General features: G+C 71.3%; 26 protein-coding genes. 18 read left to right on the top strand and 8 right to left on the bottom strand.

The window, feature by feature from the left end; all coding sequences use genetic code 11:
* Positions 1–24 precede the first annotated feature (24 nt).
* Entirely contained in the window at positions 25–504 is a 480-nt protein-coding gene (locus NE234_RS35820) for an Rv3235 family protein (RefSeq protein ID WP_252785382.1), read from the bottom strand.
* 247 nt (positions 505–751) lie between these two features.
* Here NE234_RS35820 and NE234_RS35825 point away from each other — a divergent pair, with 247 nt between their 5' ends.
* The 4 genes from NE234_RS35825 (at position 752) to NE234_RS35840 (ending at position 4,199) form a co-directional block, all read left to right on the top strand.
* Positions 752–2,224 (top strand): DNRLRE domain-containing protein, encoded by a 1,473-nt coding sequence (locus NE234_RS35825; protein WP_252785383.1) that lies wholly within the window; start codon positions 752–754, stop codon positions 2,222–2,224.
* A 13-nt stretch (positions 2,225–2,237) separates the two neighbouring features.
* Positions 2,238–3,188 (top strand): amidase domain-containing protein, encoded by a 951-nt coding sequence (locus tag NE234_RS45615; protein ID WP_252785384.1) that lies wholly within the window; start codon positions 2,238–2,240, stop codon positions 3,186–3,188.
* Positions 3,189–3,246: 58 nt separating this feature from the next.
* Positions 3,247–3,753, top strand: a complete 507-nt coding sequence (locus NE234_RS35835; protein ID WP_252785385.1) for a hypothetical protein — start codon at positions 3,247–3,249, stop codon at positions 3,751–3,753.
* 266 nt (positions 3,754–4,019) lie between these two features.
* Positions 4,020–4,199: a hypothetical protein gene (locus NE234_RS35840; RefSeq protein ID WP_252785386.1), complete on the top strand. Its 180-nt coding sequence runs from the start codon at positions 4,020–4,022 to the stop codon at positions 4,197–4,199.
* 139 nt (positions 4,200–4,338) lie between these two features.
* On the opposite strand, the gene NE234_RS35845 is transcribed toward NE234_RS35840, so the two are convergent.
* Positions 4,339–5,088 (bottom strand): GntR family transcriptional regulator, encoded by a 750-nt coding sequence (locus tag NE234_RS35845; protein ID WP_252785387.1) that lies wholly within the window; start codon positions 5,086–5,088, stop codon positions 4,339–4,341.
* A 167-nt stretch (positions 5,089–5,255) separates the two neighbouring features.
* On the opposite strand from NE234_RS35845, the gene NE234_RS35850 reads away from it, so the two are divergent.
* The 3 genes from NE234_RS35850 to ptsP are packed head-to-tail and all read left to right on the top strand — an operon-like array spanning position 5,256 to position 8,237.
* A complete protein-coding gene (locus NE234_RS35850; RefSeq protein WP_252785453.1) occupies positions 5,256–6,287 on the top strand; it encodes an SIS domain-containing protein in 1,032 nt (343 codons plus the stop codon).
* Between the two features lie 17 nt (positions 6,288–6,304).
* Positions 6,305–6,568, top strand: a complete 264-nt coding sequence (locus tag NE234_RS35855) for an HPr family phosphocarrier protein (protein ID WP_252785388.1) — start codon at positions 6,305–6,307, stop codon at positions 6,566–6,568.
* On the top strand, positions 6,561–8,237 hold the full coding sequence (ptsP, locus tag NE234_RS35860; protein WP_308206964.1) for a phosphoenolpyruvate--protein phosphotransferase: 1,677 nt from the start codon (positions 6,561–6,563) through the stop codon (positions 8,235–8,237). Before NE234_RS35855 ends, ptsP begins: the two co-directional genes overlap by 8 nt.
* 60 nt (positions 8,238–8,297) lie before the next feature.
* Here the strand turns inward: ptsP and NE234_RS35865 are convergent, their stop codons facing one another.
* Positions 8,298–8,861 carry a TetR/AcrR family transcriptional regulator gene (locus NE234_RS35865; protein ID WP_252785389.1) on the bottom strand — a complete coding sequence of 188 codons (564 nt, stop codon included), beginning with the start codon at positions 8,859–8,861 and terminating at the stop codon, positions 8,298–8,300.
* Between the two features lie 85 nt (positions 8,862–8,946).
* Here NE234_RS35865 and NE234_RS35870 point away from each other — a divergent pair, with 85 nt between their 5' ends.
* Complete coding sequence (locus tag NE234_RS35870) at positions 8,947–9,876, top strand: SDR family oxidoreductase (protein WP_252785390.1); 930 nt, start codon at positions 8,947–8,949, stop codon at positions 9,874–9,876.
* Between the two features lie 51 nt (positions 9,877–9,927).
* Here NE234_RS35870 and NE234_RS35875 read toward each other — a convergent pair whose 3' ends face one another.
* Both NE234_RS35875 and NE234_RS35880 read right to left on the bottom strand, forming a co-directional pair.
* Complete coding sequence (locus tag NE234_RS35875) at positions 9,928–10,692, bottom strand: SDR family NAD(P)-dependent oxidoreductase (protein ID WP_252785391.1); 765 nt, start codon at positions 10,690–10,692, stop codon at positions 9,928–9,930.
* Between the two features lie 38 nt (positions 10,693–10,730).
* Positions 10,731–10,961: a hypothetical protein gene (locus NE234_RS35880; RefSeq protein ID WP_252785392.1), complete on the bottom strand. Its 231-nt coding sequence runs from the start codon at positions 10,959–10,961 to the stop codon at positions 10,731–10,733.
* Positions 10,962–11,040: 79 nt separating this feature from the next.
* Here NE234_RS35880 and NE234_RS35885 point away from each other — a divergent pair, with 79 nt between their 5' ends.
* From NE234_RS35885 to NE234_RS35895, 3 genes are all read left to right on the top strand, one after another.
* Positions 11,041–11,523 carry a MarR family winged helix-turn-helix transcriptional regulator gene (locus tag NE234_RS35885; RefSeq protein ID WP_252785393.1) on the top strand — a complete coding sequence of 161 codons (483 nt, stop codon included), beginning with the start codon at positions 11,041–11,043 and terminating at the stop codon, positions 11,521–11,523.
* A gap of 86 nt (positions 11,524–11,609) precedes the next feature.
* Entirely contained in the window at positions 11,610–12,896 is a 1,287-nt protein-coding gene (locus NE234_RS35890) for a glycoside hydrolase family 3 protein (protein ID WP_252785394.1), read from the top strand.
* A gap of 152 nt (positions 12,897–13,048) precedes the next feature.
* The gene (locus NE234_RS35895; protein WP_252785395.1) at positions 13,049–14,881 is read left to right on the top strand and encodes a glycoside hydrolase family 3 protein; all 1,833 of its coding nucleotides are present in this window, start codon (positions 13,049–13,051) and stop codon (positions 14,879–14,881) included.
* A 158-nt stretch (positions 14,882–15,039) separates the two neighbouring features.
* On the opposite strand, the gene NE234_RS35900 is transcribed toward NE234_RS35895, so the two are convergent.
* The gene (locus tag NE234_RS35900; protein WP_308206965.1) at positions 15,040–16,062 is read right to left on the bottom strand and encodes a BadF/BadG/BcrA/BcrD ATPase family protein; all 1,023 of its coding nucleotides are present in this window, start codon (positions 16,060–16,062) and stop codon (positions 15,040–15,042) included.
* A 90-nt stretch (positions 16,063–16,152) separates the two neighbouring features.
* On the opposite strand from NE234_RS35900, the gene NE234_RS35905 reads away from it, so the two are divergent.
* The 6 genes from NE234_RS35905 (at position 16,153) to NE234_RS35930 (ending at position 21,644) form a co-directional block, all read left to right on the top strand.
* On the top strand, positions 16,153–17,082 hold the full coding sequence (locus NE234_RS35905) for a MurR/RpiR family transcriptional regulator (protein WP_252785397.1): 930 nt from the start codon (positions 16,153–16,155) through the stop codon (positions 17,080–17,082).
* Positions 17,079–18,005: an N-acetylmuramic acid 6-phosphate etherase gene (gene murQ / locus NE234_RS35910; RefSeq protein WP_252785398.1), complete on the top strand. Its 927-nt coding sequence runs from the start codon at positions 17,079–17,081 to the stop codon at positions 18,003–18,005. The genes NE234_RS35905 and murQ overlap by 4 nt, the downstream gene beginning before the upstream one ends.
* A 40-nt stretch (positions 18,006–18,045) precedes the next feature.
* A complete protein-coding gene (locus NE234_RS35915) occupies positions 18,046–19,311 on the top strand; it encodes an ABC transporter substrate-binding protein (RefSeq protein WP_252785399.1) in 1,266 nt (421 codons plus the stop codon).
* Positions 19,287–20,237, top strand: a complete 951-nt coding sequence (locus NE234_RS35920; protein WP_252785400.1) for a carbohydrate ABC transporter permease — start codon at positions 19,287–19,289, stop codon at positions 20,235–20,237. The genes NE234_RS35915 and NE234_RS35920 overlap by 25 nt, the downstream gene beginning before the upstream one ends.
* Entirely contained in the window at positions 20,234–21,130 is an 897-nt protein-coding gene (locus NE234_RS35925; RefSeq protein WP_252785401.1) for a carbohydrate ABC transporter permease, read from the top strand. The genes NE234_RS35920 and NE234_RS35925 overlap by 4 nt, the downstream gene beginning before the upstream one ends.
* A 334-nt stretch (positions 21,131–21,464) precedes the next feature.
* Positions 21,465–21,644, top strand: a complete 180-nt coding sequence (locus NE234_RS35930; protein ID WP_252785402.1) for a hypothetical protein — start codon at positions 21,465–21,467, stop codon at positions 21,642–21,644.
* A gap of 23 nt (positions 21,645–21,667) precedes the next feature.
* Here the strand turns inward: NE234_RS35930 and NE234_RS35935 are convergent, their stop codons facing one another.
* Both NE234_RS35935 and NE234_RS35940 read right to left on the bottom strand, forming a co-directional pair.
* The gene (locus tag NE234_RS35935) at positions 21,668–22,081 is read right to left on the bottom strand and encodes a hypothetical protein (protein WP_252785403.1); all 414 of its coding nucleotides are present in this window, start codon (positions 22,079–22,081) and stop codon (positions 21,668–21,670) included.
* Between the two features lie 199 nt (positions 22,082–22,280).
* A complete protein-coding gene (locus tag NE234_RS35940; protein WP_252785404.1) occupies positions 22,281–23,492 on the bottom strand; it encodes an alpha/beta hydrolase family protein in 1,212 nt (403 codons plus the stop codon).
* A 364-nt stretch (positions 23,493–23,856) separates the two neighbouring features.
* Here NE234_RS35940 and NE234_RS35945 point away from each other — a divergent pair, with 364 nt between their 5' ends.
* The gene (locus NE234_RS35945; RefSeq protein WP_252785405.1) at positions 23,857–26,193 is read left to right on the top strand and encodes a DUF7617 domain-containing protein; all 2,337 of its coding nucleotides are present in this window, start codon (positions 23,857–23,859) and stop codon (positions 26,191–26,193) included.
* Positions 26,194–26,236: the final 43 nt, after the last annotated feature.

Consider the following 26,236-nt stretch of genomic DNA (forward strand, 5'->3'; position numbering starts at 1 on the left):
ACGGACGGCCGGGCCTCGGTTCTCTCAGGCCGGGAGCGCGGTCTCGATGGCGGCGCAGCGCCACCGGCCGCGCTCCTGCTCCAGCCGGAGCGCCAGGGCGTGGACCCGCGGCCCGAAGGACGCGATCGCGGTGACCTCGGCCACCCCGGGAGCGGGGGCGCAGACCCGTACCGTGCCCAGCCGGGGGAACACCCGTGTCCGCATCCGGGCCGCGAACCCGTCCAGGTGCTCGAACAGCTCCGGCGTCGTACGGCCGGCGAGGTGGTGGTAGGGGCGCACACCGGCCAGCACCTCCAGGACCAGCCGCGCGATGAGCCGGGCGTCCGCGGTGACGTCCGGTGCGCCCGGGCGTACGACGCCGAGCGGCGGGCGGGTCCGCGGTGGCGGACCGGCGTCCAGGGCGACGGCCAGTGAACCGTGGACGGCGACCTCGGCGGATCTGCCCGAGCCGTACGGGATGAGCCGGATCGGGGCCGGGCGGCGTGCGGATGGGTTTCGGCGCATGACGGGCCTCCCTTGGTGTCTGCCGCGCGGGGAGGGCGGCAGACACAAAGAGGTCCGAGACGGCGAGTTGATACGTCCTGGCCGCATCCGGCCAGGACCGTGCCCCATGGAGCCGATCGCGGACGATGCTGATTACCATCGGTGGCCGAGTCGGCACTGATGGTGACATCGGGAAGGGTCGTTGGTGGATCCACTGGGCTCGTACGCCAGGTCCGGCCGCGAACCGCGCGTTCGTGGGAGACGGTCGATGGTGCTCGCAGTCGCGTTGTCCCTGCCGCTTGCGCTGTCGGCACCCACCGTCGCGGCGGCCGTACCCCGGGCGGACCTGCCGGGCCGGTCCATCCGGGCGACCATAGAACCCACCGATCGGCAGGCTCCGGCCGGCCTGCAGGTCGTCACCAGCACGGCGCCGACGCTGTCCGCGGTCGCGACCGACCCCGGCGGCGCGCCGCTGGACTACACCTTCCAGGTGCTGACCGACTTCAACGACAGGGTCCCGGTCCAGCAGGCGACCGTCACCGGCGTCCCGTCCGGGCGGCCGGCCACCTTGGCTCTGAGCGCGCTGCGGAATCCCGGCGTCTACGGCTATCGGGTCCGGACCACGAACGGCCGGACGGTCAGTGACTGGTCGCCGGTCACCTGGGCGGTCGTGGACGCTCCCGGCGTTCCCGCCGAGGTGGGCACCAACCTGCGGGACCCGGCGAGCCCCGTCCTGACCGGGCTGGTGACCCGCCCGTCCGGGATGCCGGTGACCGGTTGGTTCTTCCTGTACGACGGTGCCGGTCGTCCGGTCGGCGGAAGCCCGCTGGGCGTCGGTGCCGCGGACGGCGGCGAACGCATCTCGCTCCGGGTGCCCGACGGCCTGACGCGTCCGGGAGCGGCCTACACCTGGACGATGAAGGCCTGCGTTCAGGACGCCTGCAGTGCCGCCACGCGGCCGGTTCCGTTCAGGATTCCGCAGATCCCGCCCGTGCTGAAGGGCACCGCGTCGACGACCTTGGCCGACAAGGCGGTGTCCGCCCGGACCGCCGAAGCGGTGTCCGGCGCCTGTCCGGGCACCTCCTGCGTGTTGACCGCGGGCACGGCGATCCGGGTCGGCGGTGGCACCGGCTCGGGTCGACGGGTCACCCTGCTGAAGGTGGACGCGTCCGGCATTCCCCGAGGCGCGCGGATCACGTCGGCGGTTCTCAGGCTGGGCGGTCCGACCTGCGCCGGCCACGGCGGCTGCCCGGCATCGGCGCACCTGATCGCCGCCCAACTGCGCAGGGCCCTGGGCGCGGAGGCGACCGGTGCCGATGTCGTCGCCGCGTCGATCCCGGACGCCGGCACGTCCTCGGCGCTCCAGGACGCCAGGCTGGACCTCACCGATCTGATCCGCTCGTGGCGGCACGAGCCGGCGAGGAACACCGGCATCGCCGTGACCTCCGACGCGGCCACCGCGGTCGGCTACGACCTGGCGAACGCCTCGGCCGAGGTCACCTACGTTCCCGGAACGGTGCCCGGCGCGGTCTCGGAGGCGACAGCCCGGCAGGGCGACGGCGGAGCCCTGGTCACCTGGGCTCCGCCCGCCGACTCAGGGGCGGCGGCACCTCCGCTCACCGGTGACGGGGCCACCGACACGGCGATTCCTCGACCTCACCACCGCCTACGTCAGAGCCTGCGAGAGCCTCGTCGAAGGCACCGCTCCCCGTGCCGTCGCCGGCTCCGGGCCGGTCGGTGACGCCATCCGCGCCGTGCTCGCCGCGCACCGGAACGACCTGCTGGACATGCGCGGATTCGCGCGACGCATGGGATCGGCACAGCTGTCCAGCACCGTGCGGTTGGACTCGTCGCTGGTCACCTACTCCCCGGAGGCCCGGACGGTGACCGTCCGGGCCGACCTGTCCGGCACCAAGGTCTACGCCGACGGTGTCGGTACCGGCCGAGAGCACAAGGTCCGCAGCGAGTACCGCGAGTGCGCCGACTTCGTCTTCGGCGTCGACGCCGGCGGCGACGGGGTCACGCTCCTCCGCGAGCTGGCCGGCCCGGCCGTCGACTCCCGAACGATCGGTGGGGAGATCAACGCGGTCACCAAGGACCAGGCCGAAGGTCCCGAGGCGCATCTGAGGCCAGACGAGATCTTCGCGGCTCGGAAGGCGGCGGCTCCCGGCGCGGTGACCGCCGCACGGGCCCACTCGGCGATCAGCCATTCCGGCATGGTCGGCTGGGCCGTTCGGCACATCAGGGACCGCTGGCAGTACCGCCAGGACTGCACCAACTTCATGTCGAAGGTCATGCACTATGGCGGTGGCGCCCAGTACGTCAGCGGGTGGTACACCAACCCATCCGCGTGGTGGCGCAACACCGATCCACCGCCGTTCGCGCCCGGCGCCACCCGATCCTGGACCCTGGCCGGCGCGAACCTCGGCCATTTCAGCCGTAAGCACCACCGTGTCACCTGGAGACGAAGTTACGCCCAAGTCAGAGTCGGCGACGTCATGTGGTGGGATGACCGAATCGATGGCATCGACCACATGTCCATGGTCACCTACAAGAATGCCGACAGCCCGGGCGGCATCTACATCGCAGACCACGGTCTCGGCTCGAGCCCGACCGTCGGTTACGACGCCTACCGGCCACTGGCCTTCGCGATGAGACGCGACAGGACCGTGCGCAACATCGGCTACGCGAGTCTGGACTGGTGACTCCATGGCGCTCACGAGACGGGACGGACGGGGCATCGCGGCGGGTCTGCTCGCCGCGGTGGCACTGTCGGGGTGCTCCTCGCCGCCCGAGCATCCACAACCGCCGCCCGGCGTGACCTTCGGCAAGCGTCTCACCGAGGACAAGGATTTCTCCGAAAGCGCCGGGGAGATCACGGGGAGCGAGGCGGTGATGGTCCGGTTCGTCGACGCCATGCGTGCGCGCGATCCCGCGGCCATCGCGCGCATCGGCATCGGCGACGACGCGCTCGCGCAGGCCCGCTCACTCGTACGGGATTACGCCCGTCTGCTCGACGGACGAGTCCTGATCACTTTCGCGGTGATCGGCAAGCCCGAAGAACGGGCGGCGTGCCTGAATTTCCCGAGCTACCCCTATCAGCTCGTTCAATTCGTGCGGAAAGCGGACAAGGGCGGGGCTCGATGGGAGCTTGTTCTCGCCAAGGTGCAGGGCCCGCCTCCGTCCCTCGAACCGGGTCGGCCGTCGCCGGCGCCGCACCATGACCGCGACACCTTCTGCCAGGACGGCTTCGCGGTCGACGGAGGCTGAGGCGGCGGTTCGCCGGGGGCGGTTGCGGCGGGGCATCTTCAGAGCGCCGTGAAATCCGGTAGCGGTCGGCGCGGTAGGCGGAGAGCGCTCTTCGGGTGATTCGCACGGGTGGCGGTGGGAGGTGCCGAGGAGGGCGAATAGGCAATGATGCCGATATCCCGCCACCTCGAGCGATGCCAGGATCGATCCCGATTCACCGCACCGCCGGGCAGGCGCCCTCGGCGAGCCGGCGAGACCCCTCGGCATCTCGACGATGAGGAGAATTCATGCGACGTACTGCTCTCGCCAAGCTCGGCATCGCCGTCGGCGTTGCCGCCGGGGCCGCAGTGCTCTCCCTCTCCGCCGCGTCATCCGCCTCCGCGCAGGTGAGCCGGCCGACCGCCGCGCCTGCGAGCTCGACGACCTGCTACTACGACTCCTACGCCCACTACTGGTACTGCGACTGAGCCACAGGGCTCAGCTCACGTGACCCCCGCGTCAAGGCGCGCGGCCAGCGCCGGGCGAATGCGCCTTGACGCGGGGCTCGTCCTCGGTGCCGGCTGAGACTCCTCGTCGACACCGGCCTTCGATTTCAGGCGTGATGCGTCACTGGCGCGGGCGGCCGCGGCGGGGGATCTCCAGGGCGCCCCGAATCTGGTAGCGGTCGGCTCGGTAGGTGGAGACGGCGAGCTCGACGCATCTGCCGTTCATGAACGACCGGCGCTGCAGTAGCAGGACGGCGCTGCCGCGGGGCAGGTCGAGGAGCCGGGCGTCCGCCGCGTCGGCCAGGCCCGCCTCGATCGTCTGCTCGCCCGCGTCGAAGATCACACCGAAGCGCTTCTCCAGCACGTCGTACAGCGAGACGTCCCGAAGGGGGATGTCGAGGAGCCCCGGGGCGACGGCCGCCGGGATCTGGGAGCGTTCGACCGCCATGGGCTCGCCGTCGGCGGTCCGCAGCCGCTCGATGACGTGCACCCCGGCGCCAACCGGAATGCCGAACACCCGCGCGAGATTGCTGTTCGCCTGCGTGGTGCGGTGGTCGAGATCGCGTGCGCCGGGCTCCAGGCCGCGCGCCCGCATGTCCTCGGTGAAGGAGACCAGGCGCAGCGGCATCTCGATCTTCGGCCGCGCGACGAACGTGCCCTTTCCGGGAACCCGGTACAGCCGGCCCTCCGTGACCAGGTGGTCGACCGCCTGACGGACGGTCATCCGGGAGAGCCCGAACCGCTGGCAGAGCTCGCGCTCCGAGGGGATCGGCGCGTCCACGGGCAGCTCCGCGTCGTCGATCAGGTCGAGGAGGATGCCGCGGAGCTGGAAATACTTCGGCACGGGACTGTTGGGGTCGATTTTCCCCATTGGGGTACCTCTGGCAGCGAAGTGGGGGTTGAAGTATGGTTCAGACTGGTCTAGTCCGGACTAGACCACACGTCAGAACATGCTGTCAATGCAGGTCAGCACTACGAAGACGTAACGACGAGATCACAGGCTCAAGAGATGGGAAGGTTCCGGTGAGCACATCGCGCATGCGGGCGGAGATCGGGGAGCAGCCCGCCGCCCTGCGGGCCACCCTCGACGCTCTGCTTCCCCGGATGCCGGAGATCGGGCTCCTGGCGCAGGAGACCCGCCACGTACTCTTCATCGCGCGCGGATCGTCCGACAACGCCGCCGTCTACGGCAGCTATCTGATCCAGACGCACGCCGGCCGCCTGGCGACCCTCGCCTCGCCGTCGGTGGCCACCACCTACAAGAAGCGGCTCGACCTGTCGGGGGTCCTCGCGGTCGCCATCAGCCAGTCGGGCAAGACCGAGGAGATCGTCGAGTCGCTGGACTGGGCCGCCGACTGCGGCGCCCGTACGATCGCCGTCACCAACGGCGAGGGATCGCCGCTCGCGGAGGCCGCCCAGATCGCCCTCGTGACGAAGGCGGGCACGGAGGTGGCGGTTCCGGCGACCAAGACCTACACCACCCAGCTCGCGGCGCTGGCCGTGCTGGGCATCGCGCTCGGCGCCGAGGGAGCCGATGTCGCGGACCTGCGCCGTGCGCCCGACGAGGTCGAGCGAGTGATCGCGGCGACTGAGGAGTCCGGCGCGCTCGGGCCGATCGTCGAGGGGCTCGCGGGGGTCAAGGGCGTGGTGGTGTCCGGGCGCGGCATCGCGTACGGCACCGCCCTCGAACTGGCCCTCAAGCTGAAAGAAGCCTGTTACCTGCACGCCATGGGCCTGTCCTACGCTGATCTGCTGCACGGCCCGATCGCCGTCGTGGACGACGAGACGCCCGCGGTCCTGGTCGCCGCCGACTCAGGTCCGACGCTGCCCGGCACGGTGGCGCTGGCCGAGCGGGTGGTGGCGGCGGGCGCCCGGGCGTACGGCGTCGGCGGCGGCCGGGCACTGTCCGATGCGACCTCATGTGCACTACCTGGTCCGAATCTGCCAGAGTGGGTATCGCCGCTGGCCTTGATCGTGCCAGGCCAGCTGCTGACCGAGGCGCTGGCCCGCGGGCTCGGCATCGATCCCGATGTCCCGCGCGGCCTCGACAAGGTGACCCAGACCGACTAACGAGGCAGGAGGACCCCATGGCCGAGCGCCGTGTCAGGGTGGAAACGAAGGTGGGGCTGCACGCCCGCCCGGCCGCGCTCTTCGTCCAGGCGGCCACGAGGACGCCCTTGGACGTCACCGTGGCCAAGCCGGGCAAGGACCCGGTCAACGCCAAGAGCATTCTCTCCGTGCTCGCTCTCGACGCCCAGAACGGCGAGGAGATCGTGATCCGGGCGGAGGGCGACGGTGCCGACGCCGTGCTGGAGGAGCTGGCGGGACTGGTCACCGAGTCGAGTGCCTGAGGTCCTGCACGGCACGGGGGTCAGCCCCGGCGTCGCGGCCGGGCCGGTCCGGACCATGTCCGGAGCGGTGCCCGAGCCACCCGCCGGCCGGCGCGACACGGGCGACACCGCCGCCGAACGGGCGCGTGCGCTGGCCGCGCTGGACACCGTCGGCGCGGACCTGGAGGAGCGTGGCGCGCGGGCGGGCGGCGAGGCACGGGACGTCCTGGCCGCCCAGGCGATGATGGCCCGGGACCCCGGGCTGGCCGGCGTCGTGACCGATCGGATCGACGAGGGTCTGTCGGCGCCGCGCGCGGTGTACGAGGCGTTCAACACCTTCCGCGCGGCGCTGGCCCGCGCGGGGGAGTACATGGCCGCCCGGGTCGCCGACCTCGACGACATCCGGGACCGTGCCGTCGCCGTCCTCCTGGGCGTGGCGGCGCCGGGCGTCCCCGACTCCGACGAGCCGTTCGTGCTGGTCGCCCGGGACCTCGCCCCGGCCGACACCGCCCTGCTGGATCCGGCGAAGGTCCTCGCCTTCGTCACCCGGGACGGCGGGCCGACCAGCCACACCGCCATCCTCGCTCGCGCGATGGGCGTGCCCGCGGTCGTCGCCTGCGGTGACTGCATGGACCTCGGCGACGGCACGATGGTGCTCGTCGACGGGACCTCCGGAGAGGTGCGCCCCGACCCCACCGAGCAGGAGCTGGCGGCGGCCCAGGCGGAGGCCGAGGCGCGGGCGGCCGTGCTGGGCGCCGGCGCCGGGCCGGGCGCCACCGCCGACGGGCACCGGGTGCCGCTGCTGGCCAACATCGGTGGCCCCAAGGACATCGAGGCGGCGCTGTCCTGCGGTGCGGAGGGCGTGGGCCTGTTCCGCACCGAGTTCCTCTTCCTCGGCCGTACGACCGCGCCCTCGGAGGAGGAGCAGGAGTCGGTCTACCGCGCCGTCCTGGAGGCGTTCCCGAGCGTCGTCGTACGGACGCTGGACGCGGGGGCCGACAAGCCCCTGGGCTTCCTGCCGCCGCCGGACGACGAGCCGAACCCGGCGCTCGGCGAACGCGGCCTGCGCCTGTTCCACACCCATCCCGGCGTGCTGACGGGGCAGCTGCGCGCCCTCGCTCGCGCCGCCGAGGGGCTGGACGTCAGGCTGCAGGTGATGGCGCCGATGGTCACCGACGCGGAGGAGACCCGCTCGTTCGTCGCGGCCTGCCGCGCGGCCGGGCTGAGCCGCGCCGGCGTCATGATCGAGATTCCGGCGGCCGCGCTCCGGGCGGGCGACCTGGCCGCCGAGGCGGACTTCTTCAGCCTCGGCACGAACGACCTCGCCCAGTACGCCTTCGCCGCCGACCGGCAGATCAGTGGGCTCGCGCGGTTCCAGGACCCGTGGCAGCCGGCACTGCTCGACCTGGTCGCGCTGGCCGCGGGAGCCGCCGGCGCCGCGGGCAAGGACTGCGGTGTCTGCGGGGAGGCCGCCGCCGACCCGGCGCTCGGCTGCGTGCTCACCGGTCTCGGCGTGACCTCGCTGTCGATGAGCGCCCGGGCGCTGCCCGGCGTACGCGCCGCGCTGGCCGCGCACACCCTGGACCAGTGCCGAAAGGCGGCCGAGGCCGCCCGCCGCGCCACCGACGCCGACGGCGCCCGTACGGCCGCGCGCGCGGAGCTCCCCGGCCTGGATCCGCTCGGCCTGTGACCCGGCAGAGGCCGCTCGGCCGGTAAACCGACACGGGCACCCGGCCGCGCCTGCCGGTGCTCACGCGCCGGCGGTCACGGCCTTCAGCTCGGCGACCGACTCGCGGACGCAGCCCGGAAGGGTCTCGTCGCCGGTTCCGTCGAGCCAGCGCTGGAACGCGACCTTGAAGACGGCCATCCCCACCTCGGCGGCCAGACTCGCGGTCAGGTCGGGGACACCGCGACTGCGGAGCGCGTCGGCGACGGCCGTGGCCAGTGACGCGAGCTTGATCAGCTCGCGCTCGCGCAACTCCGCGTTCGCCTCGATGAGGCGCTGCCGCTGCCGGGAGAGCTCCCGGTCCTGGAGCACGGCGCCGACGGTTTCCAGGGCGGCGGTCACCGCGTCGGCCGGCGCGGCCGACTCGGGCGCGTCGATGACGGCGTTCACGAAGGCCTCCTGCAGAACCTCCGATCCCGCGAACAGGACCTCGCGCTTGTCGGCGAAGTGCCGGAAGAAGGTGCGCTCCGTCAGCCCCGCCCGCTTGGCGATCTCCGCGACGGTGGTCTGTTCGTACCCGCGTTCGCCGTAGAGCTCGTATGCCGCCTGCGTGAGCCGGCCGCGCGCGTTCGGCTGCCATCGACCCATGCCCTGATCGTAGCCCGATGACAGCCACTGACATCGCTTGCTATAGTGATGACAGTCACTGACATCGGCCCTTCGGAGGCTTCTCATGCGCGTATTCGTCACCGGCGCGTCCGGCTGGATCGGCTCCGCCCTCGTTCCGGAGCTCATCGGCGCCGGCCATCAGGTCATCGGGCTCGCACGCTCGGACAAGTCGGCCGCAGCCCTCACCGCGGCCGGAGCGGAGGCGCTCCGCGGCACTCTCGACGACCTCGACGTCCTGCGGGAGGGGGCCGCCGCGTCGGACGGTGTGATCCACCTCGCTTTCAAGCACGACATGGCCTTCTCGGGCGGCTTCCAGGCCGCCGCCGACGCGGATCGCCGCGCCGTCGAGACGTTCGGCGAGGCGCTCGCGGGCTCCGACCGGCCCTTCGTCCTCGCCTCCGGACTGGTCGGGCTCCTGCCGGGACGGGTCGCGACCGAGGAGGACGGGCGCGGGCCCGCTCCGGACTCGACGCCGGCCGGTCCGCGGACCCGCTACGGCACCGCGCTCCTGACGCTCTCCCTCGCCTCCCGCGGCGTCCGCTCGTCGGTGCTGCGCCTGCCCCCGACCGTGTACGGGGACGGGGACTACGCCTTCATGGCGGCCCTGGTCGGCGTCGCCCGCGAGAAGGGCGTCTCCGGCTACGTCGGCGACGGCTCCAACCGCTGGCCCGGGACGCATCGCCTCGACGCCGCGAACCTGTTCCGCCTGGGGCTGGAGAAGGCCCCGGCCGGATCGGTGCTGCACGCGGTGACCGACGAGGGCGTGCCGATCCGTGAGGTCGCCGAGGTGATCGGCCGCCACCTCGACCTCCCGGTGGTCTCCATCGCCCCCGAGGACGCGGGGGAGCACTTCGGCTGGCTGGGGGCCTTCATCGGGGCCGACGCTCCGGCCTCGAGCGCGCTGACCCGTGAGCTGGTGGGATGGCAGCCGACCCAGCCCGGCCTGCTCGACGACCTCGACAAGGGCCACTACTTCCGCGCCCCGTCCGCCTGAGGATCCGCTTCCTCGCCCGGCCACCGGCCGACGCGCTCGCCTTGAGCGGCGTCAGCCGGTGATCCGGCCGCCCGCGACGTCGATGATGATCCCGGTCAGCCAGGACGAGGCCTCGGAGGCCAGGAACAGGGCCGTCTGGGCGACGTCGTCGGTGGTGCCGATGCGGCCGAGCGGGTGCGTCGCGGCGACCTGTGCCCGGACCTCGGCCGGCATGCGGGCCTGGACCTTCTCCGTCGCGATGGCCGAGGGAGCGATGCAGTTGACGCGGACCCCGCGCGGCCCGACCTCGGTGGCGAGGTGGCGGGTGAGCATGACCAGCCCCGCGTTGGCCACGCCGTACGCGAGGTTGGCCCGGCTCGGCTGACGGCCGGCGGCCGAGGACATCGTGATGATCGAGCCCCGGCCGCGTTCGAGCATGCCCGGCAGGAACGCCCTGATGGTCAGGAACACCGAGGTGAGGTCGGAGTCCAGCACCTCCCGCCAGCGCTGTTCGGTCAGCTCCGCGGAGGGGGCCGGGAAGCCCTGGCCGCCGGCGAAGGCGGCGAGGACGTCGACCGGGCCGAGTCGCGCCTCGACCTGGTCGCGTACGGCGCCGAGCGCGGCGGAGTCGGTGACGTCGGCGGCCACGTCGATCGCGACGCCGCCGTCCCGGGCGATCCCGGCGACCACCCGCGCGAGGGCGTCCGTGTCGCGGCCGACCGCGCAGACCTCGGCGCCCTGGGCGGCGAAGGCCCGGGCGGTCCGCGCGCCGATGCCGCGCGACCCGCCGGTGACGACGACGACCTTGCCGGCGAGGTCGGAGTAGGTGCTGATCATGGGAAGGGCTCCTCGGTGTTCGGCCCGGTCCGGGGCTCTCACTGGTGGCGGGAGGGCCGCGTGCGCGGCGGCAGGGCGGCGACGGCCACGAGCCACACGGTGCCGCCGAAACGGACCACCGGCAGCAGGAAGCCGAACGGGGACGCCAGGAGGGTCAGTAGGGACATGGTCAGCGCGGTGAACGCGAGCACGGGTGCGAGCAGGGGAGGGCCGGACTGCGGGCGGCGCCCTGGGGGCTTAACGCCGGGGGCGGCAGAGGCGGTGGTCATCTCATCTCCTCGATGCGGATCGTGTACTCGCAATAATGATTACATGTCTGAACGATTGTCAATCGTATACATTCTCTGTATGAGCACGAACGAGGAGGCCGAGCGCTCCGCGACGCAGGGAGGCGCGGCCTTCCTGCTGGCTCAGCTCGGGGCGCACGCGGCACGGGCGTTCGCAGCGCGGATCGCCGCGCTGGACCTGACACCTCCGCAGGCGGGGCTGCTGCGGATGCTGGCCGCGACGCCCGGCCGCAGTCAGCGCCGGCTCGCCGAGGACCTCGGGATGCCGCCGAGCCGCTTCGTGCCGTTCGCGGACGAGCTGGAAACGCGCGGCCTGATCGAGCGGCGCAAGAATCCGGACGACCGGCGCTCGCACGCGCTGTACCTGACCGAACGGGGTGTCGAGCTGCTGGCCGAGCTGCGCAAGGTGGGAGCCGCGCACGAGCGGGACGTCTGCGCGGCGCTCTCGCCTGACGAGCACACGCAGTTGACCGCGCTGCTCCGCCGTGTCGCCGAGCAGCAGGGACTGACCCCGGGCGTGCACCCCGGCTACCGCTCGTCCTGACCGGTCCGCCGACCGGGGCGTTTGCCGCATGCGGGTCCGGAGGTTAGCGTCGTGCGGGTGCGATGACGGCTCGGGGAGGGCGGCGAGTGAGACGGACCGGTGGCCTGCGGCTCCTGTCCGCGGTGGCCGTGATGACCGCGGCCGCCTCGGCGACCGCGTGCGGCGGGTCGGCGGCCCGCTCCGACGACGGGCACGCGCGGCGCACCGCGGCGGACGGCCGGGCCACCCCGAGCGCCACGCCCACTCCCACGCCCGACCCGGTCGCGGCGCTCGTGCGACGGATGAGCACGGCGGAGAAGGTCGGCCAGCTGTTCATCCCGACCGTGCAGGGCACGACCGCGGCCACCGGCGCGGCGATGATCGCGAAATACCACCCCGGCGGCGTCATCTACTTCCCGAACAACCTGCGCACGGCCCACCAGACCGCGACGCTGTCCAACGGCCTGCAGCGCGCCGCGCAGAAGGACGGCGGCGTCCCGCTGCTCATCGGCACCGACGAGGAGCAGGGCATCGTCTCCCGTCTGCCGTACATCACGCACTTCCCGACCAACAAGGCGCTCGCGTCGACCAAGAACCCCGACGACGACGTGCGCACGGCGGCGCGGGTCACCGGCGAGGAGCTGCGCGCGGTCGGCATCAACCAGGACTTCGCGCCGGTCGCCGACGTCAACGTCAATCCGCGCAACCCGGTGATCGGCGTCCGGTCGTTCGGCGCCGACCCGAAGGTGGTCGCCCACCTCGTCGGCGTCGCGATCGACGCCTACCGGGCGACCGGGGTCGTGGCGACGGCCAAGCACTTCCCCGGGCACGGCGACACCGCGACCGACAGCCACACCGGCCTGCCGGTGATCAAGCACTCCATGGCGACGTGGGAGCGCCTCGACGCGCCCCCGTTCAAGACCGCCATCGCGCACCACGTCGACATGATCATGACGGCGCACATCGTCGTGCCCGGCCTCGACGACTCCGGCGACCCGGCGACCATGTCCAAGACGGTCCTGACCGGCCTGCTCCGCGACAAGCTCGGCTACGACGGGGTCGTGGTGACCGACTCGCTCAGCATGGCGGGCGCGCGGGTGAAGTACGGCGCGCCGGAGGCGGCGGTGCGGGCCGTACGGGCCGGCGCGGACATGCTCCTCATGCCGCCGAGCCTGGACGGCGCCTACCGCGCGGTGCTGGCGGCGGTGCGGTCGGGCCGGATCCCGCAGAGCCGCCTCGACCAGGCGGTCACCCGCATCCTGCGGATGAAGCAGGACCGCGGCATCCTCCGCTCGCCGTACGTCGACGCGTCCCGCGCCTCCGACGTCGTGGGCTCCGCGGAGCACCGGGCGGCCGCGCGGCGGGTCGCCGCGCACGTCCGCGCGGGCCGCTGACCCACCGCCCGCTCGCTCATGCGGGCCGCTGACCAGCGACTGAGTGATCGACCGTTGACGCGCGTCCGAATGTGTGACTAACTTTCGCCAGACCGGTTTCGTCTAGTCACTTTTTTACGATTTCGTCTCGGGGGCGGACGGAAGGAGTCTGAATGTCCCGTCGCCGACGGCTCGCCGCGATCAGCACGGCGTCATTGGTGGCGATCGCGGGTCTGGGTGCGGGAACCGCCCAGGCCGCGTCCTCGCCCGGCAAGGACCAGAGCGTCCTGCGGATCCTCCAGAAGATGACCCTCCAGGAGAAGGTCGCCCAGCTGTTCGTCCTGCAGGTGTACGGCACCAGCGCCGACACCACGGACCCGGCCGCCGTCGCGGCCAACCGGAAGCTGTACGGCGTCGACAACGCCGCGCAGCTGATCGACAAGTACCACCCCGGCGGGATCATCTACTACTCGGTGGATCCGCCGAACCTCGCGAGCCCGCAGCAGGTCGCGCACCTGTCCAACGGGATCCAGCAGGCCGCGATGCGGCAGCGGGTGCCGATCCCGATGACGATCGTCACGGACCAGGAGCAGGGCAGCGTGGTGACCCGGGTCCCGGCGCCGTTCACCCAGTTCCCGGGCAGCCAGGCCCTCGGGGCCGGGCGCCGGCCCCGCGACGCGTACGAGACCTCGAAGATCACGGGGCAGGAGCTGCGGGCGATCGGCATCAACACCGACTACGCCCCGGACGCCGACGTGAACACCAACCCGGCCAACCCGGTGATCGGCGTACGGTCCTTCGGCTCCGACCCGCAGCTCGTCTCCAAGTTCGTGGCGGCCGAGGTCGACGGCTACCAGGCCGCGGGCGTCATTCCGACGGCCAAGCACTTCCCGGGCCACGGCGACGCCGCCACCGACAGCCACACCGGCGTGCCGGTCATCAACCACACGCGGGAGCAGTGGGAGAAGCTCGACGAGCCGCCCTTCAAGGCGGCCATCGCGCACGGCGTCGACTCGATCATGACGGCGCACATCGTCGTCCCGGCGCTGGACCCGTCCGGTGACCCGGCGACCCTGTCCAAGCCGATCCTGACCGGCATCCTGCGCAACGAGCTGCACTTCAAGGGCGTCATCGCCACCGACGCCCTCGGCATGCAGGGCGTCCGTGACAAGTACGGCGACGACCGCGTGCCGGTGCTGGCGATCAAGGCGGGCGCGGACGAGCTGGAGAAGCCGCCGACGGACGCGAACGGCAACGGCCTGTTCGACCTGCAGCTCAACTCCGTGATCAACGCGGTGAAGAGCGGCGAGCTGACCGAGTCCCGGATCGACGAGTCGGTCTACCGGCTCCTCGAGGTGAAGAAGAAGCACGGCCTGTTCGCGAACCCGTACGTCGACGAGGGCAAGGTCGCCGAGATCGTCGGCACGCCGGCGCACCTCGCCACCGAGCAGCGGGTCACCGACCGCACCATCACGCTGGTCAAGAACGGCGTGCTGCCGCTGCCGAAGGACGGGCGGAGGGTCCTCGTGACCGGCTACGGCGTCGCGACGACCCAGACGCTCGCCGGCGACATCCACAAGCGGGGCCCGGCCACGACCGTCTACCAGACCGGCACGAGCCCGTCGCAGGCGACGATCGACCAGGCGGTCGCCAAGGCCAAGGACAACGACCTCGTCGTCGTCACGACCAACCGCGCCTGGGACGTCGACCCGGGCTCCGGCCACAACGGCCCGGGCCAGGCCAATCTCGTCAAGGCGCTGGTGGCCACCGGCAAGCCGGTGATCGTGGCGGCGGTGCGCGACGCGTACGACATCGCGTACTTCCCCGAGGCGCAGACGTACCTGGCCACCTACGGCTACACGCCGGCGACGCTGGAGTCGCTGACCAAGGTGCTGTTCGGCGAGATCGGACCGAAGGGCAGGCTGCCCGTCATGATCCCGGTCGCGGGTGACCCGACCAAGGTCCTGTACCCCTTCGGAACCGGGCTCACCTTCCACAAGAAGTAAGGCGCCCGGCCGGCGTGCCCGCCTCATCGATGTCCGGATCGATGAGGCGGCACCCGGACCGAACTCCGGGCAAGGGGGCGTGGGACGACGAGACCCCGCCGGTCGCCGTCCCACGCCCCTGGTAAATCCTCACCCGAACCCGCCGCCGGGTAAAGCGGTCATTCGTCCGTCGTACGGGATCGCGCCCGGCGCAGAGCCAGGCGGGTGGCGCCGAGCGTGCCGTCGCCGGCCACGGACGCGTCGGCGCCGAACCGCTCGCGCAACCCGGCCCGTACGGCCTCGGCGATCGGTCCCTCCTCCAGGAGCGAACCGGCGACCACGACCCCCGGCCCGGACCCGCCGTCCCGGCCCGCGCCGATGATCTCCTCCAGCGCGGGGCGCACGGCGTCGACGTCGGCGAGCAGCCACTCCGCGGCCTCCGCGACGATCCGCCGCGCCACCTCGTCGCCCGCCGCGGCCGCGGCGGTGACCAGCGGGGCCGCGCGGCCGAGCCCGGCGGGCGGCCCGCCGTACACCTCCCCGAGCACCGCCTGGGGCAGCGCGGCGCCGGAGGACATCGCGGCCGCGCGGATGTCGCCGGCGCCGTCGGTGAGGGCCTTCAGATCGACGTCGGCGAGGAGCGGGCCCGCGGCCTCGCCGAGCAGCAGCCTCGGCACGCTCTCGGCCAGGGTGGTGGGCCGTCCGCGCCCGTCGTAGGCGCGCAGCGCCGCGCGTACCGCCTCGGCGCCGATCCACACCCCGGAGCCCTCGTCGCCGACCAGCCACCCGTAGCCGTCGGCGCGGCGCACGACCTCGCCGTCGTCGACCACGGCCGCGCCCGCTCCGGTGCCGCCGAAGACGACGAGCCCGGCGGGCGCGGTGCTCCCGGCGGCGAACGCGACCGCGATGTCGGTGACGACCTCCGGCTCGCCCAGGAGGCCCAGCTTCCGCCACGCGGCGGTCGCGGCGGCGACCGCTTTCGGCCGTCCGGCCGCGCCGGCGCCGGCGATCCCGAAAACGCCGCCTACGACCTGTAGTCGGTCCAGGTCTCCCAGAGCGTCGCCGACGGCGCTGGTCAGAGCCCCGGCCGGATCGGCACTGGAGTTAGGATTGGCACCAGGTCCACGGCCGCGACCAGCGACGACGCCATCGAGCGTGATGATCGCGGCACGAGTGTTGGTGCCGCCGGCGTCCACTCCCACGACATACGGACCACTCAAATTGGGACACACACTGTGACCGTAGAACATCGCATATTGACAGGGAATGGGTTTCGTCGGAAAATTTCCTGCATGAGCAAGGTCGGGCCCGACGCCGGGTCCGCGGCCGACAGTGCCGGAGCGTCGCTCAGCACGGTCGTTCGCGTCCGTTCCCTGTTGCCCTCACTGCCCCCCGCGGAGGCGCGTGTCGCCCAGCGCGTCATCGACGATCCGGAGGCGGTGGCCAATTCCACCATCACCGAGCTCGCGCAGGCGTGCGGCACCTCCGAGACGACGGTCATCCGGTTCTGCCGGGCGATCGGCTTCGCCGGCTATCCCGAGCTGCGACTGACCCTGGCCACCGAGGCCGGGCGCGCCCAGGGGGTGACCGGCGGGCGCGTCGTCGGCAGCGACATCAGCACCGATGACACGCTCCAGCAGGTCGTGGAGAAGATCTCCTTCGCCGACGCACGGGCGGTCGAGGAGACCGCCAACCAGCTCGACATCGAGGCCCTCGAGCGGGTCGTCGCGGCGATCGTCGACGCCCGCCGGGTCGACATCTACGGCGTGGGCGCCAGCGCGTTCGTCGCCCTGGACTTCCAGCAGAAGCTGCACCGCATCGGGCGCATCTCCTACGGCTGGTCCGACGCGCACATCATGCTCACCAGCGCGGCCGTCCTGGAGCCCGGAGACGTCGCGGTCGGCATCTCCCACACCGGCACGACGGTCGACACGATCGACGCGCTCGGCGTCGCCAAGCGGCGCGGCGCCACCACCGTCGCGCTGACCAACTTCCCGCGCTCGCCGATCGCCGAGGTCGCCGACTACGTCCTGACCACCGCGGCGCGCGAGACGACCTTCCGGTCGGGCGCGACGGCGAGCCGCCTGGCCCAGCTGACCGTCGTCGACTGCGTCTTCGTCGGCGTCGCGCAGCGCACGTACGAACCGACCCGGCAGGCCCTGGAGGCCACCCGCGAGGCGGTCCGGGTCCGCCGTGTCGGATCAGATCGGAGACGCAGGTGACCGATCGTCTCTCCGTCGGGGTTCTGCAGGGGGTCCCCACCGAGGGTCGCAATCCGCGCACCGTCGACATCGACCTGCTGCCCACCCTGGACATGCTCCGTTTGATCAACGCCGAGGACGAGCAGGTGCCCGGCGCGGTGGCGAGGGTGCTGCCGCAGATCGCCCAGGCCGTCGACTTCGCCGTCGACGCGCTGCGCGGCGGCGGGCGCGTGCACTACTTCGGCGCCGGCACCTCCGGGCGGCTCGCGGTGCTGGACGCCGCCGAGCTCCCGCCGACGTACGGCGTCAGCCCGGACCTCTTCGTCGCCCACCACGCGGGCGGGCTCGGCGCGCTCTCGCAGGCGATCGAGGACGTCGAGGACGACGAGGACCTCGGGGCCCGTGACGCCGCGGACGTGCGCCTCGGCGAGCTCGCCGTCGGCATCACCGCGAGCGGCCGCACGCCGTACGTCGTGGGCGCGCTGCGCGCCGCGGCCCGGCAGGGCGCGCACACCGCGCTGATCAGCTCTAACCCGCGGACGGCGTTCGGCTCGGAGGTCGACGTCAACATCGCCGTGGAGACCGGGCCCGAGGCCGTCACCGGCTCGACCCGGATGAAGGCGGGCACCGCGACCAAGCTCGTGCTGAACGCCATGTCCACCGCTGCGATGGTGCGGCTCGGCCGCACCTACTCCAACCTCATGGTCAGCGTCAACGCGCTCAACTCCAAGCTGCGCGGCCGCGTGATCAAGATCCTGGTCGAGGCGACCGGTCTGGACGCCGAGACGTGCGCGGCGGCGCTGGCGGATGCCGGCGGCGACACGCGCATCGCGTTGCTCTCCCTGTTGTGCGACGTGCCCTCCGACCGCGCCGCCGGAGCGCTGGAAGAGACCGGGGGCTCGGTGCGAGAGGCGATGCGCAGGATCCGGCCTGAGGGCCAGTAGCAAGACGTCGGGGGCAGCTCAGAAAGGGGTCAACCTCCTCATGCGGAAATTCTGCGCGCTCGTTGCGGCGCTGGGCGCAACCCTCGCCCTCCCGGCGTGCGCACCGAGCACCAGCAGCGGCGGTGGCAAGGTCCACCTCACGGTCGAGACCTGGCGGCCGGAGGACACCGCGGGTTACCAGAAGATCTTCGACGCGTACGAGAAGAAGCACCCGAAGGTCGTCGTCGACTACAAGCCGATCAAGAGCACCGACTACCTGACGGTGCTGCCGAACGAGCTGAAGAAGGCGACCGGCGGGCCGGACGTGGTCCAGCTCAAGCCGTACGGGCCGCTGCAGTCCTACATCAAGGCGGGCAACCTGGTGCCGCTCGACGGCCAGGTGAACGTCAGCGGCTGGCCGGACAAGGTGCTGCAGGCGGCCAAGGGCAAGGACGACGGCAAGCTGTACGGCGTCCCGTACGCCCTGCAGACGCTCGGGATCCTCTACAACAAGAAGATCTTCGCGGACCAGGGCATCCAGCCGCCGAAGACGTGGGCCGACTTCACCGCCGCCTGCGACAAGCTCAAGAAGGCCGGCATCACGCCGATGGCCACGAGCGGCCTGCAGCCGTGGGTGCTGGCGATCGACCACCAGATCTTCGGCGCGACCCGCGAGGGCGGCAACGACTTCGAGCAGGCCGTCCTCACCGGCAAGAAGGACTTCACCGACCCGGACTACACGGCGTCGCTGCAGACCGTCGCGGACCTGAAGCAGTACTTCCCGAACCAGGTCACCGCCGTCGACTACCCCGACGCGCAGACGCTGTTCACCAGCGGCAAGGCCGCGATGTACCCGGGCGGCTCGTACGAGATCGGGCCGTTCACCAAGACGACGCCGGACCTGCAGATCGGGTGGTTCGACGCCCCGCCCGCGCCGGGCGCCAAGGTGAACCAGCCGCTGACCTCCGGCTACGTCGACGGATCGTTCGGCGTGAACGCGCACTCCGAGCACAAGACCGAGGCGCTCGAGCTGGTCAAGTGGATGGCGACGCCGGAGTTCGGGCAGCTGTACGCGAGCACGCTCAAGCAGATCTCGACCGTGCCCGGCACGAACCCCGGCGACCCGCTGCTCACCCAGGCCTACCAGGGCTACCAGCAGCACGGGGCGACGTACATCATGGTCGTCGACTTCGGCTACGGGAACCCCCTCGGCCGTGACCAGGAGGGGCTGGCCCTGCAGAAGATGCTGGGCGGCACCTCGGCCGCGGACGCGGGCAAGCTCGTCCAGAAGGGCATCTCGGCGTGGTTCAAGCCCAGCGGAGGCTGAGGCGTCCGGTCGGAGCCGGCGGCGGGCGACCCCGCCGCCGGGTCCTGCTGACCTTCCTGCTGCCCGCTCTGGCGCTGTACACGGTGTTCATCATCTATCCGCTGGTCTCGGCCGCGGAGTACAGCCTGTACTCCTGGTCCGGGAACAGGCAGGACGGCTTCGCCGGCCTGTCCAACTTCCACCAGCTGTTCACCAAGTACCCGCTGAGCGAGCAGGTGTGGCGCGCCCTCGGCCACAACTGCCTGTTCTTCATCGGCACGATGCTGATCCAGACCACCCTCGGCCTGGCGTTCGCCGTGCTGCTGCACAAGTCCCGGCGCGGCAAGCGGTTCCTGCAGACCGCCTACACGCTGCCGCACCTGGTCAGCCCCATCGTGGTCGGCTACCTCTGGTCGATCATGCTCAACCCGCAGTTCGGCGCGATCAACGCCGCCCTGCGCGACGTCGGCCTCGGCGCGCTGGCGCAGCCGTGGCGCGGTGACCCGCACCTGGCGCTGCCCGTCGCGATCGTCGTGAACGCCTGGCAGTGGGTCGGCTTCCCGATGCTGCTGTTCGGCGCCGCCCTCGCCGGGATCCCCGACGAGTACGAGCAGGCCGCCCGCGTCGACGGAGCCTCGTCGTGGCAGGTGTTCCGCCGGGTCACGCTGCCGCTGCTCACGCCGGTGCTGGGCATCGTCACCGTCCTGACCTTCATCGGAACGTTCAACGTGCTCGACCTGATCTACGCGCTGCAGGGCTCCCAGGGCAATCCCGGGTTCGCCACCGACACGCTCGGGCTGCTGTTCTACCGGACGGCCTTCCAGAACCCGGACCCGAACGCCATCGGCCAGTCCTGCGCGCTCGCCGTCTGCATGTTCGTCCTGATCTTCGGGGTCTCGCTGGCGGCCAACAAGGTCTTCCGCCGGATGGAGGAACGCCTCAAATGACCAGCAGCACCCTCACGGTCGGCGAGCGGTCCACCGTCGCCGCGCGGCCTCGCGCGCCGCGCAGGCGGATCCGGGTCGGCGGAGCGGCCTCGGTCATCCTGCTGTGGGTGTACGCCCTGGCGGCCCTCGCACCGCTCATCATCATGGCGTTCAACTCGCTGCGCACCGAGCAGGACCTGGCGAACCAGCCCCTCGGGCTGCCCCTGCACCCGGACTTCGGGAACTACTCCCGCGCCTGGTCCGAGGGCAACTTCAGCACCTACTTCGTGAACTCCGTCGTGATCACGGTGTTCTCGGTGGTGCTCGGCACCGGGGTCTCGGTGCTCGCCGCCTACCCGCTGGGGCGCTACCGCTTCCGCGGCCGGGGAGCGCTGTCGTCCTACTTCCTGGCCGGCCTGATGCTGCCGATCCGGCTGGGCGCCGTCCCGGTGTTCTACCTGGTCAACTCGCTCACGCAGTCACTGCCGGGGGTCGACACGCGGTTCTGGCTGATCTGCGTGTACGCGGGCAGCGGCGTGCCGTTCTCGGTCTTCGTGCTGACGGCGTTCTTCCGGCAGCTCCCGATGGAGCTGGAGGAGGCGGCCCGCATCGACGGTGCCGGCGAGCTGCGGATCTTCGCCCGGATCATGGTCCCCATGGTCCGCCCGGCGCTGACCACCGTGGCGCTGTTCCAGTTCATCCCCCTCTGGAACGACTTCTTCTTCCCGCTGGTGCTGCTGAGGGACGACCAGTGGACGTTGCCGACGGGCCTGACGCGGTTCTTCGGCGAGTTCGAGTCCGCCCACGCCCAGCTGTCCGCCGGATTGGTCATCACGACGATCCCCCTCGTGGTCCTCTTCCTCGTGGCCACCAAACAGATCGTCGCCGGCCTGACCGCCGGAATGTCCAAATGATCGACATTTATCCGCGTCGGAGTATTACCCTCGCCCAATCGAGACGAGCATGGTACTCTAATCCCGGTGCCTAGGCGAAAGCCGAACATCACATCCTGAGGTCGTTCCCCAATGGGGACGGCCTCAGTGTATTTTCTGGGTCATGTTCTTCTGTTATCTCGACGAGTCGGGTGGCTGTGAGCCACCCGATCAGTCTCCGAATGCCACACCGGTGATGGTCATCCTGGGCCTGATAATTCCGGCAAGTTAGATTCCTGCTCTGACTCGAGATTTCCTCGGTCTCAAGCGCCGCCACTTCCCCGGTCGGTTCCGCTATGGCCCCGCTCTCGACCACGTGCTCACCGAGGTCAAGGGCAGCGACATCCTTCAGATGACACGCAAGGACTCCCGTGATCGACGACGTCAGGCGAAATTGATGCGTTACGCCATCCTCGACCTGATTGGCGGTTATGGGGGCCAGATCGTCGGCCGGATATGGGTCAAGGAAAAGGGGAAACCGCTCAAATCCCCCTAGGGAGGCTTCATGCGTGACGACCCTCAACTCCACTGCGGGCCGACGATGCCGGCGGCGCAGAAGGCGCCGGGTTTGACGCTTGGATCCGGTTTCGGCGTCCCTCTGACCTCGGCGAAGCCGGAGAGCAGCAACTTACGATGACCGCCGTCGGGAGAGAAATGACCGTCCGATCCGCTCTCCAGTACGGTCAGGCGGAGGCTCTGCTCCGGAGATCCGAACCGCAGGCACACGTGCCACTGTTGCTCCAGTTCGGTGTCGTCCTTGACCTCGACATGTACGGCGCCACGTAGCGCGTCGGCGTAGTTGCCGGCGAGCCAGCCGGATCCGGCGTATGCGGTTCTCCAGTCCTTGTCGTGCGGCTTCACCTCGAGCCGTGCCATGCCGTCGACGTCGTGCGCCCTGATCCGCGTCAGGAACTTCGCCACCGTCGATCGCACACCGCGATCCGTGTCTCCGGTCACGGTCGCGTTGTCCGGGAGCGACGGGCGGCTCCGGTCGCCGCACGCACCGGATGACGCGATCAGCGTGCACGCGCACAGAAGGCCTGTGACCGCCCTGCGTCTTACTTCCATAGGTATCCGAATCCGATGTTGCGGTAGTTGCCGTGAACCAGCGACAGCGGTCGCCTGAAGGCGATCAGCTCGCTTCGAACGTCATTTCCGGGTAGTGGGGCGAGGGCCGGTCGAGGATCGGGCGACGCCGGTGGTCGAGGTGCTCCGCGAAGAAGGACTCCACGTACGCCCGTTCGACGGCGACCGCCCGCTCGGGGGCGAGTGCGCCGAACAACTGCGCTCGTACGGGCTGCGGCACCCTGAGGGCGCCGGCGAAGGTCTCGAAGTCGGTGAAGGTGAGGTGGCCCGAGTCGCGCAGCCGGAGCCGGCGGTGCCAGGCCGTCATGTGCGGCCAGAGGGCGGTCAGGTTCCGTTCCGTCAGCGGGCTCGCGGCGGTGGCCCCGCTGATGACCATGTACGGCGCGGGCAGGCCGGCGGCGGCGACGCGGTCGCTGACCCCGCCGTCCAGCCCCAGCCCCGCGATCACGCGTCGGTCCTGCAGCATCGTCTCGGCGGTGGCCTCGGCCCCGTGTGAGTGACCGAACATGCCGACCCGCGTGAGGTCGAGCGTCCCCCGGAAGGCGGGGAGCCACCGGCCCTCGGCGTCGGGGTCGGCGCCCGCGTCGAGCACGGCGAGCCGGTCGAGCACGAACCGTACGTCGGCGGCGCGTACCAGCGTCTCCTCGTCGGCCCTGCCCGGCGGGATGACGCCCCCGACCTCGAGCCGGCCGCCTGGGAACTCGACCTCGTCGGCGTCGTGGGTGTGGTCGATGCCGGCGACGGCGAACCCGTGGCTCGCCAGGTCCTCGGCGAGACCGGTCAGGGAGGACCGGATCATGCCGTCGCCGGGGGAGAAGACGACGACGGGCCATCCTGTACGCGGCGGCCGCGCGACCGGAGCGCCTTCGTACGAGTGGGTCCGGAGCCCGTGGAAGGTCCCCTCCGGCACCTGCGCGCCCAGCGCCTGCGCGGTGAAGGCGTCCAGGTGCCGTCCCGCGAGGGGCGGCATGTACGGCGCGCGGGGCAGCCCCGCCGTCCGGGTGGCCGGGTACCACAGTTGCGCCATCAGCTCCCGTGCCGGATGCGACTCCACCCAGGGGTCACGCCGGGACGGGTCGACGAGGTGCAACGAGACCGTCCCGATCCGGTACGGGCCCGTGGGACGCGGCAGCGACAGCGGAGAGACCGGCGTCGTCGCCGGACGCGCCGCCCCCGGCCGAGCCGAGGCGGCCGGCACCGGTAGGGCGCCGAACACCAACGCGACGATCGCCGCGACCACCGAGATGATCTTCTGCATCACCGCTCCCGCCTGCGGAAGGGACCACGTGGTCGCCGACTTCTGTCCTCGACCCAAGATGTCGACTCCCTGAGTCGTGGCGGAGAGTAACTGTCTGACCGCAGGTGGCCAGCGCTCTTGTCGAACACCGGACCTTCGATGACATTTGCCGAGGATCCAGTTCGACGGGGTGCATTCCGCCATACATCGCGTTTCAGTCAACGGGTGGGGAGAGCTGACCATGCGGAGATCCACATTATCGCGCGCATTTCGGGCGGGCTGTACGGCGATCGCCGGACTGCTCATCACCGGCACGTTCATCGGGATTTCGGCCGCACCGGCGCCCGCAGCCGATTCGTCCGTCCTCCACAAGAGCGCACAGAATGTGACCCATCCGGGCGCCGCTCAGCCCGGCCACGGCGACGTGCTCAACTGGGTGGTCGACTACACGAACAAGGGGTCCACGGCGCCCGCGCCCGCGACCATCACCGACCCGATCAATGGCGCGTCGAGTGCCCAGACGTATGTCCCCGGCTCGCTCAAGGTACCGCCGGGATGGTCCCGGTCCTGGTCGACGGACGGCACCACCTTCCAGGGCAGTGACACCGGCGCGGCGACGACGGCCGTACGGGCCGGCAACCCCTCCGCGCGGCAGGGCGGCACGGATCTCTCGGCGGACCTGCTTCCGCCGTTGCAGTCCGTCGCGACCGCGACCGGCGGGGACGGCTACACTCCGATCCTCTACCGGGCGGGCGGCAAGGTGGAGGCCTGGAATCTGTTCCACCATTCCAGCGCTCCCGCGGCCGTGGTCGTCTGCACGGACCTGAACACCGGGCAGGCGTGCGCGGGCGGGCCGTGGCCCAAGCCCATCAACGCCGCTCCCGGCCCGCTCGGCAGCGGCGCCACGTCGGACCTGGCGACCGCGTCGATGGAGCAGATCATCCGCGACCCGGATCACGCCAACGTCGTGTACTACCCGGCGTTCGCGTCGACCACGGTCGGTGTCGCCTGCCTGGACCTCGAGGCACGCGCGAACTGCGGATACCGGCCCCTCATCGACCGGGGCGGTTCGCCGTCGAGCGTGAACAACATCGGCGGCCTGGTCGAGCACGACGGTGACCTGTACGGCATCGCCTCGACCGGTCAGGTGCTGTGCCTGGTGATCGCCTCGCATCAGCCGTGCGCCGGGCAGCCGTACGCCGCGATCGTCCCCCCGAACGGCGACCGGCCGGCCACCCCGAGGAGCGACTACCTCGGCTGGATGGTCACCGCGAACGGCAAGGTCTTCGCGTCGTCGTCGCCGCTGGACTCGTCGGCCGGCCAGCAGCCGCCGGCGATCGGCTGCTTCGATCCGGGCACCAAGGCCAAGTGCGACGGCTGGACCACGCCGCACGCCGTCGGCCCCGCAGGCTCGTACTCCTACAACGCCTACGTCGGGTACGACACCGGAGGCCACGCCGACCGCGTGTGCGCCACCGTCACCAGCCCGGCGATGAGGTCCGCCTGCTTCGACTTCGGCGGTACGGCGGTCACCGCGCCCACGGAGTTCGACGGGCTGCCCAGCGGCGCGCAGGCGTTCAGCCCGGCGACGATCACCACGTCGGACGGGCATCTGCGCAGCTATTTCGGCATCTGGGGCGGCTCGGTCGCGGGCGCGACGGTCTGCCACGACTGGACCGCCGGCGCGGCGTGCGCCGGATTCCCGCTCCCGGCGACGCACCCCACCGTCAACGGCGGGGCGACGCGGGACTACGGCTACGCCTACGACACCACCAGCGGCTGCCTGTTCGGCCTCGGCGACGCCGGTGTGCTGTTCTCCACAGACCCGGACACCGCCAGGACGCCGTGCCTGCACAGCGGTGCGAGCGTGACGATGACGCCGTCGGCGTACTACTGCGACGGCGGCACCGGGCATGTGCAGGGCTACCAGAACGCCCGCCTGGAGAACATCAATGTGGCCGACGTCGACCTGGCCGCCTCCACGGCCACGGTGACCGACAACGGGACGACGATCGCGACTCCGTCGTTCGGCGCGGACGGGACGCTCGACCTGTCCGGCATCTCCGCCTCGGCCCATCCGTCCATCAACGTCACCACCCGTCTGGTGCTGAAGAACGGGAGCGACTTCACCAGTACGAACCATCCCGCCCTGGTGGTCGCCTTCCACGGTGACGCGCCTCAGGTCTGCTTCCAGACCAAGGTCACCGACACCTGCACGGTCACCGGCGTGTCGAACACCGCCACCGGCTCCGACACCACCGGCGATCTCCGGTCCAACACCGTCGATCTCTGGATCACGCCGGGCTCGGCCTGCATGCCCCACGTCAGCGTGAACAAGGAGATCTGCTCATCGACGACGGCGAGCAAGTGCGGTCCGTGCGGCTGCGGCCCGTGGGTCAAACAGACGCCGGGCGGCCTGCTCGGGCTGCTGGGCACGGCCTACTGGCGGATCACGGTGACCAACACCGGCCCGCTGGACGCCGCGAAGGTCACGCTCGACGACCCGAAGGAGTCGTCGTGTGAGGCGGCGGCCGGGGAGTTCACCCTGGCGGCAGGGGAGACGAAGCGGTTCTACTGCTCGACGTTCCTGCTGCTCCTGCCGTTCAAGAACACCGTCACCGCGTCGTACGTCCCGGTGAACGCACCCGCGGACTTCCCGCGGACGACCACCGACCCGTCATCCGCGATCGCCTGCGGCGTGCTCTGCATCCTCAAGAACTGACCGGATCGAGACCCGATGGCGGCCCGTGGGAGCGGCGGGCCGC

The sequence above is a fragment of the Actinoallomurus rhizosphaericola genome, from assembly GCF_024055675.1.
In the GTDB taxonomy this organism is placed as follows: Bacteria; Actinomycetota; Actinomycetes; order Streptosporangiales; family Streptosporangiaceae; genus Actinoallomurus; species Actinoallomurus soli.